This window comes from Stenotrophomonas sp. 59 (genome assembly GCF_030291095.1).
Taxonomy (GTDB): domain Bacteria; phylum Pseudomonadota; class Gammaproteobacteria; order Xanthomonadales; family Xanthomonadaceae; genus Stenotrophomonas; species Stenotrophomonas maltophilia_Q.
On sequence record NZ_CP127408.1, the window covers coordinates 2,012,658 to 2,028,015 of the forward strand.

Genomic DNA, 15,358 nt, shown 5'->3' on the forward strand with positions numbered 1-15,358 from the left:
TGTCTCAGTTGCAACCAAATGCCGGCACGTTGGCCGATGATCGCCGCAGCGAATTTTTGCATCGCAGCACTTGACAGCCGCCCGGCGTGCAGTGTTTTCTGTACGCCATGGTCCTTGATGCCGCCCACGCCAGCCTGATCGCCCCCGCCACTGCGGGCCGTTCGACTGCGCCGGTCGCCACCACCACCATTACCACCACCACCGTCACCACTCGCCTGGTGCGGCCCGTCGTCTTCGTGTAACTCCCGAAAACCACGGCCCCGCACCATACAGGTGGCGGGGAAACTCGACACCTGCATGCGACGGGGCCTCCTGCCGAGGTCTGCATGTCATCCCACGCCCCCGCCCAACCCGTTGCCCCGGCCGATCTGGCCGCACCGTCCATTGTCGTGCACAAATTCGGCGGCACGTCGGTGGCCGACGCCGAGCGCTACCGCCATGTCGCCGGCCTGCTGCTGGCCCGTCCCGAATCGCTGCAGGTCACTGTCGTCTCTGCGATGAAGGGCGTCACCGACGCGCTGATCGAGCTGGCGCAGCTGGCGGCCAAGGGCGACGAAGGGTGGCGCGAGGCCTGGCATGCGCTGCGCGCACGCCATCGGGGCGCCGCCGTGGCGCTGCTGGGCGAGCAGGTGGGCGAGACAGTGGAATGGATCGATGCCCGCTTCGAGCAGTTGGCCGAGGTACTGGCGGCGCTGGCGGTGATCGGCGAGCTGCCGCGCGAAGTACTCGACCGCGTGCAGGGCCTGGGCGAAGTATTCTCCGCGCAGCTGCTCGGCACGCACCTGCAGGCGCTGGGCGAAGACTGCGCGGTGCTGGATGCGCGTGATGTGCTGGTGGTCGGCCATGGCGAACTGGGTGTGGATGTCGACTGGGAGGCCAGCGCGGACCGCCTGGCCAAATGGCGCCTGCGGCATCCGCAGATGCGCCTGGTCGCCACCGGCTTCGTTGCCCGTGACCGCCATGACCGCATCACCACGCTCGGCCGCAACGGCAGCGACTATTCCGGCGCGATCTTCGCTGCGCTGTTCAATGCTGATGAACTGCACATCTGGACCGATGTCGACGGCGTGCTGTCGGCCGACCCGCGGCTGGTGCCCGAGGCGGTGCAGCTGGAATCGCTCAGTTACGACGAGGCCTGCGAACTGGCCTACTTCGGCGCCAAGGTGGTGCACCCGCAGACGATGTCGCCGGCGATCCGCCTGGGCTTGCCGATCTTCATCCGCAACACGTTCCAACCGGCGCATCCGGGTACGCGCATCAGTGCCGAGCGCTCGCCGCGTGGGCCGGTGAAGGGGCTGACCCTGAGCCCCGGGCTGGCCCTGCTGAACCTGGAGGGCACCGGCCTGATCGGTGTCCCCGGTACGGCCGAACGCGTGTTCGCGGCGCTGCGCCAGGCGCAGGTGTCGGTGGTGATGATCTCGCAGGGGTCGTCGGAGCATTCGATCTGCTGCGTGGTGCGTGCTGCCGAAGCGGCGCGCGGCCGCGAGGCGCTGCTGCACGCGTTCGCGCATGAACTGTCGGTCGGGCAGGTGCAGCGCGTGCAGGTCAGTGAGGGCGTCAGCGTCCTTGCGGCGGTCGGTGACGGCATGGCCGGGCAGCCGGGTGTGGCCGCACGCCTGTTCGAGGCACTGGGGCGTGCGCAGGTGAACATCCTGGCGATCGCGCAGGGCTCGTCGGAGCGCAACATCTCGGTGGCGGTGGACAGTGCCGATGCCACCCGCGCATTGCGTGCCGCACACGCCGGCTTCTGGCTGTCGCCGCAGACGTTTGCGGTGGGCGTGATCGGGCCGGGCAATGTCGGCGCGGCGCTGCTTGACCAGCTGCTGGCGGCGCGCCCGCAACTGCTGGCCAAGGCCAATGTCGACCTGCGCCTGCGTGCGCTGGCCTCGCGCTCGCGCATGCGGTTGGAAGTGGATGGCCTGCACGCCGATTGGCGGGAGGCACTGCAGGACGCGGGCGAGTCCAGCGACCTCGATCGTTTCACCGAACACCTGCTGGCCGCGCACCTGCCGCATGCGGTGGTGATCGACTGCAGTGGCAGCGCCGACGTGGCCGAGCGCTATGAGGGCTGGCTGGCGGCCGGCATCCATGTGGTCACCCCCAACAAGCAGGCCTGTGCCGGGCCGCTGCCGCGCTACCAGCGCATCCGCGCTGCTGCGGCCGCCAGTGGTGCGCGCTTCCGCTACGAGGCCACGGTGGGCGCGGGCCTGCCGGTGATCACCACGCTGCGTGATCTGGTGGATACGGGCGACGAGGTGCTGGCAATCGAAGGTATTTTCTCCGGCACGCTGGCCTGGCTGTTCAACCGCTTCGACGGCAGCCAGCCATTTTCTTTGCTGGTCGCGCAGGCGCGGTCGATGGGCTACACGGAGCCGGACCCGCGCGATGACCTGTCCGGCGTGGACGTGGCACGCAAGCTGGTGATCCTGGCGCGCGAGGCCGGCCATGCGCTCAGCCTGGAGCAGGTGCAGGTGGAAAGCCTGGTGCCGGCGCTGCTGCGCGAGGGCAGCGTGGATGACTTCATGGCGCGCCTGGGCGAGTCCGATGCCAGCCTGCTGCAGCGGTTGCACGATGCGCGGGCGCGCGGTGCCGTGCTGCGCTATGTGGCGCGGCTTGGCGCCGGTGGTGCTTCGGTGGGCCTGCAGGAGCTGCCGGCCGATCACGCCTTCGCCAACCTGCGGCTGACCGACAACGTGGTGCAGTTCCGTACCCGCCGCTACTGCGACAATCCGTTGGTGGTGCAGGGGCCGGGCGCCGGCCCCGAAGTCACCGCCGCCGGTGTGTTCGCCGACCTGCTGCGGGTGGCTGCCGGTGAAGGAGCGCGCCTGTGATCGCACGTGCGTTTGCGCCTGCGTCGGTGGCCAACGTGGCGGTGGGCTTCGACATCCTCGGCCATGCCATTGCCGGGGTTGGCGATAGCGTGAGCGTGCGCCGCATCGAGGAGCCGGTGGTGCGCATCGAAGCGATCCGTGGCAGTGCGGTCGAGCTGCCGCTGGATGCAGCCGGGAACACTGCGGGCGCTGCGCTGATGTCACTGCGCGAAGGCCTGGGCCTTGACTTCGGCTTTGCGGTCGAGATCGACAAAGGCATTCCGTTCGGTTCCGGCATGGGGGGCTCTGCGGCGTCATGCGTCGCGGCGCTGGTTGCCGCCAACGCGCTGCTGGATGCGCCACTGTCGCGCGGGGCGCTTTACCCGTTTGCGCTGGATGGCGAGGCAGTGGCCAGCGGTGGCCGCCACGGTGACAACGTAGGTCCGTTGCTGCTGGGCGGTCTCGCGCTGTGCACGGCCGATCGCCTGCTGCCGATCGCGGTGCCGGCCAACTGGCACAGCCTGCTGGTGCATCCGCATGCGGTGCTGGAAACGCGTCGCGCCCGCCAGGCGCTGCAGGGCAGCTATGCACTGGGTGAGTTCGTGGCGCAGAGCGCGAATCTGGCGCTGGTACTCAGTGGTTGCCATCGCAGTGATGCGGCGCTGGTGCGGGCTGGACTGCGTGATGTGCTGGTGGAGCCACGGCGGGCCGGCCTGATTGCGGGTTTCGTGGCAGCCCGCGATGCGGCGCTGTCGGCGAATGCGATGGGCGCAGGCATTTCCGGTGCCGGTCCCAGCGTGTTCGCCTGGTTCGAAGACGCCGACCAGGCCCACGCCGCGGTGGCGCCGGTGCGGGCCGCCTTCGCGGGTGCCGGCTTTGACAGCGATGCCTGGGTGTCGCCGCTGGACGCGCCGGGAGCCCGGCTGTGCTGAATCCTTCCCCCTTACTGGATACCTGACCCATGCAATTTGTTTCGACCCGCGGCCAGTCGCCGGCCGTTGGCCTCAGCGCGGCCATCGCCGCAGGACTGGCGCCCGATGGTGGGCTGTATGTACCCCAGGTGCTGCCGGCGCCGCGTGAGCTGCAGGCCGGTGCGACGCTGGCCGATACCGCCGCCGACCTGCTGGCGCCGTTCTTTTTCGGCGACGCGCTGGAGTCTGCGTTGCCGTCGATCTGCCGGGAAGCGTTCGATTTCCCCGTGCCGCTGCGCCCGCTCGGCGATGGCGACCATGTGCTGGAGCTGTTCCATGGGCCGACCGCAGCGTTCAAGGATATCGGTGCGCGGTTCCTGGCCGGTACGCTGTCGCGGCTGCAGGCTGGCCAGGATCGCGACCTGACGATCGTCGTCGCCACCTCCGGCGATACCGGTGCCGCGGTGGCGGCGGCGTTCCATCGCCAGCCCGGCGTGCGGGTGGTGGTGCTGTATCCGGATGGCCGCGTGTCACCGCGGCAGGCACACCAGCTCGGCTGCTTCGGCGACAACATCCAGGCGCTGCGCGTGGCCGGTGCATTCGACGACTGCCAGGCCATGGTCAAGCAGGCGCTGGCCGACCACGAACTGCAGGCGCAGGTGCCGTTGAGCTCGGCCAACAGCATCAGCCTCGGCCGCCTGCTGCCGCAGATGAGCTACTACGCGCATGCGGCACTGACCCATCATGCTGAAACCCGTCGCCGGCTCAACCTGGTGGTGCCGACCGGCAACCTTGGCAACGCAATGGCTGCGGTGCTGGCGCGTGCGCTGGGTGTGCCGATCGGGCAGATTGTGCTGGCGACCAATGCCAACGCCGTGTTGCCGGCCTACTTCAATGGCGGTGATTACCAACCGCAGGCCAGCGTGGCCACCGTGGCCAATGCGATGGACGTGGGCGCGCCGAGCAACTTCGAGCGTCTGCGCTGGCTCTATCACGGCGATGATGCAGAGCTGCGTGCGGCCTTCCGTGCGTTCGCGGTGGACGACGTGACCATCCGTGCCACCATTGCCGCTGCGCATGCGAGCCGCGGCGAACTGTTCTGCCCGCACACGGCGACGGCGGTGAAAGTGTTGCAGGACCTGCGTGCGCGCGGCGCCAAGGGTGACTGGGCGGTGGTGGCCACCGCACATCCGGCCAAGTTCGAGGCCGTGGTGGAGCCGTTGATCGGCGAAGCGGTGGCGGTGCCGCCGGCGCTGGATGCGTTGCTGCAGCGACCGGCGCACGCCGAGCCATTGGCGGCCGATTACGCGGCGTTGCGCGAGGTGTTGTTGGGTTGAGCAAGAGCCGCCGAGCATGGCCCGGCGCTACCGAAGGTCAGCGAGCGGGGTAGCGCCGGGCCATGCCCGGCGAGCGTTAGCGGAGGTCAGGCCAGGCCTTCGCCCGCCAGTCCGCGCAGTCCGTCCTCGTCGAGGATCTCCACCACGTTCAGGTGGGGCAGGGCAATCAGCCCCTGCTGGCGCAGTTTGGTGAAAGTACGGCTGACCGTTTCCATGGTCAGGCCCAGATGGTCGGCGATATCGCCACGGCCCATCGGCAGCGAGACGCGCAGGCCATCGCCGCCCAGCTTGGCTTCGCGCGCGGCCAGGCGCAGCAGGAAATCGGCCAGCTTCTCGGCCGGCTGCAGGCGCGCCAGTGCCAGTGCGGCGTCCTGCGCGGCGTCCAGCTCCTGGCAGGCGCGTTGCAGCAGCTTGCGCTCCAGGTGCGGGAAGCGGCTGCGAAGTGCCTTCATCTGCGGCAGGGCGACGCGGCATACGCGGCTGTCGGCGATGGCCTCGATATCGTAGCGATGGTGGTCGCTGCCGCTCAGGCCCAGGTAGTCGCCGGGAAGTACGAAGCCATTGATCTGGCGGCGACCATCGGCCAGGGTGCGCACCAGGCGCAGGGCGCCGCCGGTCAATGTATAGACATGGCCGCGCTCTTCGCCGGTGCGGGCCAGGGTACTGCCCATGCTGACCTGCTGGGAAACGGTGACCTGTTCCAGTGCCTGCACTTCATCGGGCGACAGCGCCGAGCACACCGCAAGGTGGCGAACCGAGCAGTGCAGGCAGTCCAGCGTGGTGCAGGACGGCGAGGCGGGATCGTTGGTGGCGGGCGGAGCGCCGGAAGGCCGTGACATGTTGCGGGGGCGTATCGCGGGCGGGGAGGGCCTTATGATACTTCAAGCGGCCGTTCGACCCTGCCCGAGGCGGGGGCGCTAGAATGTCGCCCCCTCCCACGTCCCGTTCCAGCAGGAGTTCCGCCCGTGATCAAGCCCCGTACCCCGCCCGGCACCCTTGAACTGCTGCCGCGCGAGCAGATTGCGTTCCAGCGCATGCTGGACGTGATCCGCCGCAACTACGAGCGCTTCGGGTTCCTGCCGGTGGAGACGCCGGTGTTCGAGCTGTCCGACGTGCTGCTGACCAAGTCCGGTGGCGAGACCGAGCGCCAGGTGTATTTCGTGCAGTCCACCGGTGCGCTGGCCAACGCCGCCGAATCAGGTGACCGTTCGCTGCCGGAGATGGCGCTGCGCTTCGACCTGACCGTGCCGCTGGCACGCTACGTGGCCGAGCACGAACACGAACTGACCTTCCCGTTCCGCCGTTACCAGATGCAGCGCGTGTACCGCGGCGAGCGCGCCCAGCGCGGCCGCTTCCGCGAGTTCTACCAGTGCGACATCGACGTGATCGGCAAGGACAGCCTGAGCGTGCGTTACGACGCCGAAGTGCTGGCGGTCATCCACGCCGTGTTTTCGGAACTGCGCATCGGCGACTTCAGCATCCAGCTGAACAACCGCAAGCTGATGCGCGGCTTCTTCGAAAGCCTGGGCGTGGCCGAAGGCGAGCGCCAGCTCGCCGTTCTGCGCGAAGTGGACAAGCTGGACAAGCGCGGCGCCGATTACGTGCGCGAGACGCTGGTGGGCGAGGGCTTCAACATCCCGGCCGAGCAGGTCGAGAAGATCCTGGCATTCGTGGCCGTGCGTTCGCAGGGCCATGCCGATGCGCTGGCGCAGCTGGCCGCGCTGGAAACCGGCGCGGCTTCGTCGGAAACGCTGCGTACCGGCGTGGCCGAACTGCGCGAAGTGCTGCAGCTGGTGCAGGCGCTGGGCGTGCCGGAAAGCGCCTACTGCCTGAATTTCTCGATTGCGCGTGGCCTGGATTACTACACCGGTACCGTGTACGAGACCACGCTGACCGACCACCCGCAGATCGGCTCCATCTGCTCGGGCGGCCGTTATGAAGACCTGGCCAGCCACTACAGCAAGTCGAAGCTGCCGGGCGTGGGCATCTCCATCGGCCTGTCGCGCCTGTTCTGGCAGCTGCGCGAGGCCGGCCTGATCGACGGCATCGAAGCCAGCAGCGTGCAGGCGCTGGTGGCGCTGATGGACGAGCAGGGCATGCCGCAATCGCTGGACATCGCCCGTCGCCTGCGCGCCGGCGGCATCAACACCGAAGTGCAGATGGAGCCGAAGAAGATCGGCAAGCAGTTCCAGTACGCCGCCAAGGCCGGTATCCGCTTCGTGGTGCTGGCGGGTGAGGATGAGCTGGCGCGCGGCGTGGTGGCGGTGAAGGACCTGCTGCGTGAGCAGCAGTTCGAAGTCTCCCGCGATGAGCTGGCCAGTACCTTGCAGGTGGAGCTGGAGCAGTCGAAGGCGATGGTGTGATGCGGGTCGCGGCAGGAGGGCTGTTCGTCCTCCTGCTGGCGGGCTGCCAGAGCGATCCGGCGCTGCATGCGGCGCGGATCGGCCCGGCACAGTACCGGTTGCAGGTCGATCGCTGCCATGTGATCGATCGCGCGCAACTCGAAGGCGACCTGCACGCCCTGGCCGCACAGAAGTGCCCGGTGGGCGTGGGTGCGTTGGAAAACATCCAGTCCCTGCCGAGCCGGCAGGGCAGCCTGTTCGGCGAATGCCTGCGGCGCGGGGCGCTGCAGGCCGAGGTGCGCTGCTTGAAGCCCTGAGTTGTGCCAAATCCATGATTTAGAAGAAAAACGCCCACCTTTGGTGGGCGTTTTTCTTTTCCGGCTGCCCGTTAAGGGGTCAGATCCGTTTTCCGCAGGAAAACGGATCTGACCCCACGCCGCCCGGATTTGACGCACTGCGCAAGAATGCGCTAATGTACTAACGCGCTATTACATTGATGCATGGAAACGACCCCGTGAAAGCCCGCCCCGAAATTGCCGCCAAAGACCCGAAGGCCGACCTGGAAGCCCTGGCCCGGGCCTTTGCCGCCCTGCGCGAGCCGGAGCAGGTGGAAGCGTTCCTGCGCGATCTGTGCACTCCTGCCGAACTGGAAGCCATGGCCGACCGCTGGAAGGTGGTGCCGCTGCTGCAGCAGGGCGTGCCGTATCGCGAGATCCACGAGCGCACCGGGGTCAGCGTGACCACCACTGGACGGGTGGCACGCACGCTCGAGCATGGCCATCGAGGCTATGCCACCGCCATCGACCGCCTTGCTTCGCGCTGATCCGCGCCCCGTTCCGAACTTCGAGACCTCCCCCATGAGTGCAACCCAGGCAGCGCCGGCACGCGACCGGCTGCGTATCGCCATCCAGAAGAGTGGCCGGCTGGCCGAGCCCGCCCGCAACCTGCTCAGTGCCTGTGGCCTGAGCTGGCGCGAGAGCCGCGACAAGCTGTTCTGCTACGGCGAATCGCTGCCGGTGGACCTGTTGCTGGTGCGCGACGACGACATCCCGGGCCTGATCGCCGACGGCGTCTGCGACCTCGGCATCGTCGGCCGCAACGAGCTGGATGAGCAGGCTGCGGCTCGCCGCCAGATCGGCCTGCCCGATGCCTACCAGGCGCTGCGCGGGCTGGGCTTCGGCCAGTGCCGGCTGATGCTGGCGGTACCCGAGGAATGGCAGTGGCAGGGCCCGGCGCAGCTGGCCGGCACCCGCATCGCCACCAGCTACCCGGCGATCCTCAAGCAGTGGCTGGATGAGCAGGGCGTGGATGCGCAGGTGGTCGAGCTGTCCGGTTCGGTGGAGATCGCGCCACGCCTCGGTACCGCCGACCTGATCTGCGACCTGGTCTCCAGCGGCGCCACGCTGCGCGCCAACCAGTTGACCCCGGTGCACAACCTGCTCGACAGCGAGGCGGTGCTGGCGGGCGCGGTGCGCGTGCCGGATGACGCACGCGCGTCGCTGCGGGCGATGCTGCTGCGCCGTCTCGACGGCGTGGTGCAGCGCCAGGATCGCAAGCTGCTGATGTTCCGCGCAAGCGAGGATCGCGTCGATGCGCTGGCACAGTTGCTGGCCGATGCCGAGCCGCTGGTGCGGCTGCCGGCCGATGGCGGCGCACTGCGCCTGCAGACCATGTGCCCGGGTCCCTTGAGCTGGCAACGCATGGAAGAACTCGAGCGCGCCGGCGCGCAGGGCCTGATGGTGTTGAGCGTGGAGCGGTCGCTGGCATGAACCGTCTGATCTGGTCCCGACTTGATGAGGCCGCGCGCAGCGCGGCATTGACCCGCCCGGTGCAGACCGTGGCGCAACAGACCCGCGACGCGGTGGCGGCGCTGATCGCGCAGGTGCGCGCACAGGGCGACGAGGCGCTGCGTGCGATTACCGCACGTTTCGATGGCGTGGAGCTGGCGTCCTTCGAAGTGTCCGATGACGAGTTCGCGGCCGCCGAAGCGGCGGTACCCGCGGAACTGCGCCAGGCCATGGTGGAAGCTGCCGAGCGCATCACGCGCTTCCACGAGGCTGGCATGGGCAAGGGCTATGCCGTGGAGACCGCGCCGGGCGTGGTCTGTGAACGCATGCTGCGGCCGATCGGCCGGGTCGGCCTGTACGTACCGGCAGGCAGTGCACCGCTGCCGTCCACCGCGTTGATGCTGGGCGTGCCGGCGCAACTGGCTGGTTGCCCGCAGGTAGTGCTGTGCACGCCGCCGCGCGCCGACGGGACTGCCGATCCGGCGGTGCTGGTGGCCGCGCGCCTGACCGGCGTGCAGCGCGTGTTCAAGCTCGGCGGCGCGCAGGCGATTGCCGCGATGGCCTATGGCACCGCCACCATCCCGGCCTGCGACAAGCTGTTCGGGCCCGGCAACAGCTTCGTTACCGAAGCCAAGCAGCAGGTCGCACAGGACGGCGCCGCCGCCATCGACATGCCGGCCGGCCCGTCGGAAGTGCTGGTGATCGCCGATGCGGGTGCCAATCCGGCGTTCGTGGCTGCCGATCTGCTGTCGCAGGCCGAGCATGGCCCGGATTCGCAGGTGCTTCTGCTGACCGACGATGCCGCGATGCTGGCGGCGGTCGAGGCCGAAGTGGAGCGCCAGGTGGCCCTGCTGCCGCGCCAGCAGATCGCACGCCAGGCATTGTCGGCTTCGCGGTTGATCCAGGTGGAGACGCTGGGTGAAGCCTTTGCGATCAGCAACCGCTATGCGCCCGAACACCTGATCCTGGCGTTGCGCCAGCCGCGCGATTGGCTGGACCAGGTGCAGGCGGCCGGCTCGGTGTTCCTCGGCGATTACACGCCGGAAGCACTGGGCGACTACTGCAGCGGCACCAACCACGTACTGCCGACAGCAGGCGCCGCACGTGCCTACAGCGGTGTCAGCGTCGCCAGCTTCCAGAACCTGATCAGCGTGCAGAGTGCCAGCGCTGCAGGACTGGCGGCGATCGGTGGTTGCGCGCGCACCATTGCCAGCGCCGAAGGCCTGGACGCGCACGAACGTGCGGTGGCCCTGCGCATGGAGGCCGCCGCATGAGCGCCCCTATTGATGATGTGCTGGCACTGGTACGCCCGGATCTGCAGGCCTTTGCCGGCTACAGTTCGGCGCGCAGTGCCGCGGTGCAGGGCGAGGTCTGGTTGAACGCCAATGAATCGGCCTGGGCCAATCCGGCCGATGCCGACGGCAGCAGCCGGCGCTATCCCGAACCGCAGCCGCTGGCGCTGCGTGAAGGCCTGGCCGCACTGTATGGCGTGCAGCCGCAGCAGCTGCTGGTCGGGCGCGGCAGTGACGAGGCCATCGACCTGCTGGTGCGCGCACTGTGCGTGCCCGGTCGTGATGGCGTGCTGGTCACGCCGCCGGTGTTCGGCATGTACGCCGTGTGTGCAAGGTTGCAGGGCGCCCCGCTGATCGAAGTGCCGCTGGTGGACGGCGAAGACGGCCTGCGTGCCGATCTGGATGCGGTGATCGACACCGCCAGGGCGCGCAATGCCAAGCTGGTGTTCCTGTGCGCACCGTCGAACCCAGCCGGCAGTGATATCGCCCTGGATGAGGTCGAGCGCGTGGCCACGGCGTTGCGCGGGCAGGCGCTGGTGGTGGTGGATGAGGCCTATGTCGAGTACGCGCAGCGTCCGTCGGCGACCACGCTGCTGGCCGTGAACCCGAATCTGGCGGTGCTGCGCACGTTGTCGAAGGCGCACGCGTTGGCGGCTGCCCGCATTGGAACCCTTATCGCCGCACCGGAACTGATTGCCGTGCTGCGCCGCTGCCAGGCGCCGTACCCGGTGCCGACCCCGTGCGCCGAACTGGCTGTGCAGGCACTGCAACCGGCCGCACTGGCGCGCACCGCCGAACGCGTGGCCACGGTCATCGTCGAGCGTGAACGCCTGTTCGCGTCGCTGTCCGGCCTGCCCGGCGTGCGCCGCGTGTATGCCTCGTCCGGCAACTACCTGCTGGTGCGCTTCGCCGATGCCCAGGCCGCATTCGATGCGCTGCTGGCTGCTGGCGTGGTGGTGCGCGACCAGCGCGCCGCGCCACAGCTGGGCGATGCTCTGCGAGTCAGCATCGGCAGCCCCGAAGAGAACGACCGCGTGCTCGCGGTCCTGTCGGCGCGGAGGGCCGCCGCATGACCCCGATCCTGTTCATCGACCGCGACGGCACCCTCATCGAGGAGCCGGCCGATTTCCAGATCGACGCCTATGAGAAGCTGCGCTTCGTGCCGCAGGTGATCCCGGCGCTGCTCAAGCTGCGTGATGCCGGCTACCAGTTCGTCATCGTCAGCAACCAGGATGGCCTTGGCAGCGATAGCTATCCGCGCGCCAGCTTCGATGGCCCCAACGACCTGATGCTGCAGATCTTCGAGAGCCAGGGCATCACTTTCCGTGACGTGCTGATCGATTGCAGCTGGCCGCAGGACAATGCGCCGACCCGCAAGCCGGGCATCGGCCTGATGACCGCCTACCTGCAGGACCGCAGCATCGACTGGGCACGCTCCGGCATGGTGGGTGACCGCATCACCGACCTGCAGTTCGCCGACAACCTCAATATCCGTGGTTTCCAGCTGCGTACCGAGCAGTTTGGTGGCGAGTGGGACTGGCCGGGCATCGCCCACGCGCTGGCCGACGCGCCGCGTACCGCTGTGGTCCAGCGCGATACGAAAGAAACGAAGATCCGCGTCGAACTGGATCTGGATCGTGCGGGCGATGCGTGCATCTCCACCGGACTGCCGTTCTTCGACCACATGCTGGAACAGATCGGCAAGCATGGCGGCTTCGCCCTGGACATCCAGGCCGAGGGCGACCTGCACATCGACGAGCACCACACCATCGAAGACACCGGCCTCGCGCTGGGCCAGGCGCTGCGCGAAGCACTGGGCGACAAGCGCGGCATCGGCCGCTACGGTTTCACCTTGCCGATGGACGAGACCCTGGCCAGCGCTGCGCTGGATTTCAGCGGCCGCCCATACTTCGTGTTCGACGGCGAGTTCAAGCGCGAACGGGTGGGCGACATGCCGACGGAACTGGTGCCGCACTTCTTCCGTTCACTGTGCGATGCCAGCGGGCTGAACCTCAACCTGCAGGTACGCGGTGACAACGACCATCACAAGGTGGAGGCCTGCTTCAAGGCACTGGCGCGCGCGCTGCGGCCGGCGTTGGCCCGGCAGGGCACGGCGTTGCCGACCACCAAGGGGGCGCTGTGAGTGACGTAGCGCTGATCGACGCGGGCGGTGCCAATCTTGGTTCGGTGCGCTACGCGCTCGAACGCCTCGGCGCCAGCGTTCGGCTGGTGCGCGATGCCGATGGGCTGGTCGGCGCGCAGCGGGTGATCCTGCCCGGTGTCGGTGCGGCGGGTCCAGGCATGCAGCGCCTGCATGCGCAGGGCCTGGTCGAGCCGTTGCAGCGGCTGGAAGTGCCGTTGATGGGCATCTGCCTGGGCATGCAGCTGTTGTTCGAGCGCTCCGAGGAAGCGGGCGTGGAAACGCTGGGGCTGATTCCCGGCGTGGTACGCAAGCTGGTGCCGGCCTGCGGCATCCGGGTGCCGCACATGGGTTGGAACCGGCTGCTGCCGCTGCGGGAGTCGCTGCTGTTGCAGGGTGTACCGGAGCGGGCCAGTGCCTACTTCGTGCACAGCTATGCGGCGCCGCTGAATACCCACACCGTTGCTGCCTGCGATCACGGCGGCCTGTTCACGGCCGTGGTGGAGCAGGGCCGCTACTACGGTGCGCAGTTCCATCCCGAGCGTTCCGGCGAAACCGGTTCGCTGATGCTGCGCAATTTCCTCGAGGGCACTGCTGCATGAGCTTCATCGTTTACCCCGCGCTGGACATCCGTGATGGCCGCGTGGTGCGGCTGCGCCAGGGCGACTACGCGCAGGAAACCTCGTATGGCGACAACCCCCTGCCGCGCGCGCAGGCATTTGCTGCGCAGGGCGCGCAGTGGATGCACCTGGTCGATCTGGATGCGGCGCGGGCCGGCGGCTATACGCTGGCGCCACTGCTGGCCGGGATCCGCGCGCAGACGCCATTGCGGGTGCAGACCGGCGGTGGCGTACGCGGTCGCGATGACGTGGCGCGCATCCTCGATGCCGGCGCCCACCGTGTGGTGGTCGGTTCACTGGCCGTGCGCCGCCCCGATGAGGTGGTGGGCTGGCTGGAGGAATTCGGTGCCGAGCGCATCACCATTGCGCTTGATGCCCGCCAGGATGCGCAGGGCCAGTGGCAGCTGCCGGTGCACGGCTGGACCGAGAACGCCGGGGTGACCCTGGATGATCTGGCCCAGCGCTACGCACGCGCCGGCATGCGCCACCTGCTGTGTACCGACATCGCCCGCGACGGCATGCTGGCCGGGCCCAACATCAGCCTCTACCAACACCTTTCGGCGCTATTGCCGGGCGTGGCCGTGCAGGCTTCCGGCGGCATCCGTGACGTGGCCGACGTTGCCGAAGCGCGAAGTGCAGGCTGCGGTGGCGCGATCCTTGGCAAGGCGCTGCTGGAGCAGCGCATGGACCTGGCGGAGGCACTGGCATGTTGAGCCGGCGCATCATTCCCTGCCTGGACGTGCGCGATGGCCGCGTGGTCAAGGGCGTGCGTTTCCGCGACCACGTCGACATGGGCGATATCGCCGAGCTGGCGCAACGCTACCGTGACCAGGGCGCCGACGAGCTGGTGTTCTATGACATCGGCGCCAGCCCCGAGGCGCGTTCAGTGGACGTGGCCTGGATCGAGCGTATCGCGCGACTGATCGACATCCCGTTCTGCGTGGCCGGTGGCATCGACAGCGTCGAAACGGCACGCCGCGTGCTGTTCGCCGGTGCCGACAAGGTGTCGATCAACTCGCCGGCGCTGGGGCGCCCGGAACTGATCACCGAGCTGGCCGACGAGTTCGGCGTGCAATGCGTGGTGGTCGGTGTCGATTCGGTGCGCGAGGCCGATGGGCAGTGGCGGGTGCGGCGTTTCAGCGGCGATCCGGACAAGACCCAGGCGGTGCCGCTGCGCACGCTGGACTGGATTGTCGAAGCACAACGGCGTGGCGCCGGCGAAATCGTGCTGAACTGCATGGACAGCGATGGTGTCCGCCGCGGCTACGACGTCGCGCAGCTGCAGCAGGCGCGTGCACTCTGCCAGGTGCCGCTGATCGCCTCCGGTGGCGCCGGTGCGATGGAACACTTCGCCGAGGCCTTCGACCAGGCCGATGTGGATGGCGCGCTGGCCGCCAGCGTGTTCCACAGCGGCGCCATCGCCATTCCGGAATTGAAGCGCTACCTGCGCGAGCAGCAGATCGAGGTGCGGGATGTCTATTGAAGTGAGGCCGTCACTGGATGCGCTGCAGGCGCTGGACTGGGGCAAGGGCGAAGGCCTGCTGCCTGCTGTCGTGCAGGATGCCGATACCCTGCAGGTGCTGATGCTGGGCTATGTCAGCGCTGAATCGCTGGCGGCCACCCTGGCGATCGGCCACATGACGTTCTTCAGCCGCAGCAAGCAGCGGTTGTGGACCAAGGGCGAGCAGTCCGGAAACGTGCTGGTGGTGCAGTCGATCAGCGTGGACTGCGATGCCGATACGCTGCTGGTGATGGCGCGCCCGGCCGGGCCGACCTGTCACACCGGTGCGGAGAGCTGCTTCGATGGCGCGCCGAAGGACTTCCTTGGCGGGCTGGGCCAGCTGGTGGCGATGCGCGAGGCACAGCGGCCACCGGGCAGCTACACCACGAGCCTGTTCGAGGGCGGTATCCGCCGCATCGCGCAGAAGGTGGGCGAGGAGGGCGTGGAGACCGCGCTGGCAGCGGTGGCGCAGGACGATGAAGCGCTGCTGGGCGAGGCCTCGGACCTGCTTTACCACCTGCTGGTGCTGCTGCGCGCGCGTGGCCTGTCGCTGGAGGATGCGCGGGCAGTGCTGGAAAAGCGCCATCGTTGAAGGAGGCGTGCGGACCAACGGTCCGC

Annotated in this window: 15 protein-coding genes; 14 read left to right on the forward strand and 1 reads right to left on the reverse strand. The window is 68.5% G+C overall.

Annotated features, from left to right (window positions below; genetic code table 11):
* Positions 1 to 326: 326 nt before the first annotated feature.
* Genes thrA through thrC form a run of 3 tightly spaced genes read left to right on the forward strand, consistent with a single transcriptional unit; the run spans position 327 to position 5,058 of the window.
* Positions 327 to 2,831: a bifunctional aspartate kinase/homoserine dehydrogenase I gene (thrA, locus tag QP552_RS09470; protein WP_286075736.1), complete on the forward strand. Its 2,505-nt coding sequence runs from the start codon at positions 327 to 329 to the stop codon at positions 2,829 to 2,831.
* Positions 2,828 to 3,742, forward strand: coding sequence for a homoserine kinase (locus tag QP552_RS09475; protein ID WP_286075737.1), 915 nt, complete (start codon positions 2,828 to 2,830; stop codon positions 3,740 to 3,742). The genes thrA and QP552_RS09475 overlap by 4 nt, the downstream gene beginning before the upstream one ends.
* 29 nt (positions 3,743 to 3,771) lie before the next feature.
* Positions 3,772 to 5,058 carry a threonine synthase gene (gene thrC / locus QP552_RS09480; protein WP_286075738.1) on the forward strand — a complete coding sequence of 429 codons (1,287 nt, stop codon included), beginning with the start codon at positions 3,772 to 3,774 and terminating at the stop codon, positions 5,056 to 5,058.
* 86 nt (positions 5,059 to 5,144) lie between these two features.
* On the opposite strand, the gene QP552_RS09485 is transcribed toward thrC, so the two are convergent.
* Positions 5,145 to 5,897, reverse strand: a complete 753-nt coding sequence (locus QP552_RS09485) for a helix-turn-helix domain-containing protein (protein ID WP_286075739.1) — start codon at positions 5,895 to 5,897, stop codon at positions 5,145 to 5,147.
* A 126-nt stretch (positions 5,898 to 6,023) separates the two neighbouring features.
* On the opposite strand from QP552_RS09485, the gene hisS reads away from it, so the two are divergent.
* The 11 genes from hisS to hisIE all read left to right on the forward strand — a co-directional run bounded on the left by hisS (position 6,024) and on the right by hisIE (position 15,332).
* On the forward strand, positions 6,024 to 7,421 hold the full coding sequence (gene hisS / locus QP552_RS09490; protein WP_164138559.1) for a histidine--tRNA ligase: 1,398 nt from the start codon (positions 6,024 to 6,026) through the stop codon (positions 7,419 to 7,421).
* Positions 7,421 to 7,717: a hypothetical protein gene (locus QP552_RS09495; RefSeq protein ID WP_286075740.1), complete on the forward strand. Its 297-nt coding sequence runs from the start codon at positions 7,421 to 7,423 to the stop codon at positions 7,715 to 7,717. Before hisS ends, QP552_RS09495 begins: the two co-directional genes overlap by 1 nt.
* A 179-nt stretch (positions 7,718 to 7,896) precedes the next feature.
* A complete protein-coding gene (locus QP552_RS09500; protein WP_258179508.1) occupies positions 7,897 to 8,223 on the forward strand; it encodes a YerC/YecD family TrpR-related protein in 327 nt (108 codons plus the stop codon).
* A 34-nt stretch (positions 8,224 to 8,257) separates the two neighbouring features.
* Positions 8,258 to 9,169 (forward strand): ATP phosphoribosyltransferase, encoded by a 912-nt coding sequence (gene hisG / locus QP552_RS09505; protein WP_019338500.1) that lies wholly within the window; start codon positions 8,258 to 8,260, stop codon positions 9,167 to 9,169.
* Positions 9,166 to 10,461, forward strand: coding sequence for a histidinol dehydrogenase (gene hisD / locus QP552_RS09510; protein ID WP_111113080.1), 1,296 nt, complete (start codon positions 9,166 to 9,168; stop codon positions 10,459 to 10,461). Before hisG ends, hisD begins: the two co-directional genes overlap by 4 nt.
* Complete coding sequence (gene hisC / locus QP552_RS09515) at positions 10,458 to 11,552, forward strand: histidinol-phosphate transaminase (RefSeq protein ID WP_286075742.1); 1,095 nt, start codon at positions 10,458 to 10,460, stop codon at positions 11,550 to 11,552. Before hisD ends, hisC begins: the two co-directional genes overlap by 4 nt.
* Complete coding sequence (hisB, locus tag QP552_RS09520; RefSeq protein WP_286075743.1) at positions 11,549 to 12,622, forward strand: bifunctional histidinol-phosphatase/imidazoleglycerol-phosphate dehydratase HisB; 1,074 nt, start codon at positions 11,549 to 11,551, stop codon at positions 12,620 to 12,622. Before hisC ends, hisB begins: the two co-directional genes overlap by 4 nt.
* Positions 12,619 to 13,221: an imidazole glycerol phosphate synthase subunit HisH gene (hisH, locus tag QP552_RS09525; RefSeq protein ID WP_006436751.1), complete on the forward strand. Its 603-nt coding sequence runs from the start codon at positions 12,619 to 12,621 to the stop codon at positions 13,219 to 13,221. Before hisB ends, hisH begins: the two co-directional genes overlap by 4 nt.
* A complete protein-coding gene (gene hisA / locus QP552_RS09530) occupies positions 13,218 to 13,952 on the forward strand; it encodes a 1-(5-phosphoribosyl)-5-[(5-phosphoribosylamino)methylideneamino]imidazole-4-carboxamide isomerase (protein ID WP_111113084.1) in 735 nt (244 codons plus the stop codon). The genes hisH and hisA overlap by 4 nt, the downstream gene beginning before the upstream one ends.
* Complete coding sequence (gene hisF / locus QP552_RS09535) at positions 13,946 to 14,722, forward strand: imidazole glycerol phosphate synthase subunit HisF (protein ID WP_286075744.1); 777 nt, start codon at positions 13,946 to 13,948, stop codon at positions 14,720 to 14,722. The genes hisA and hisF overlap by 7 nt, the downstream gene beginning before the upstream one ends.
* Positions 14,712 to 15,332 (forward strand): bifunctional phosphoribosyl-AMP cyclohydrolase/phosphoribosyl-ATP diphosphatase HisIE, encoded by a 621-nt coding sequence (gene hisIE, locus QP552_RS09540; protein WP_106549689.1) that lies wholly within the window; start codon positions 14,712 to 14,714, stop codon positions 15,330 to 15,332. Before hisF ends, hisIE begins: the two co-directional genes overlap by 11 nt.
* The last annotated feature ends 26 nt before the right edge of the window (positions 15,333 to 15,358 follow it).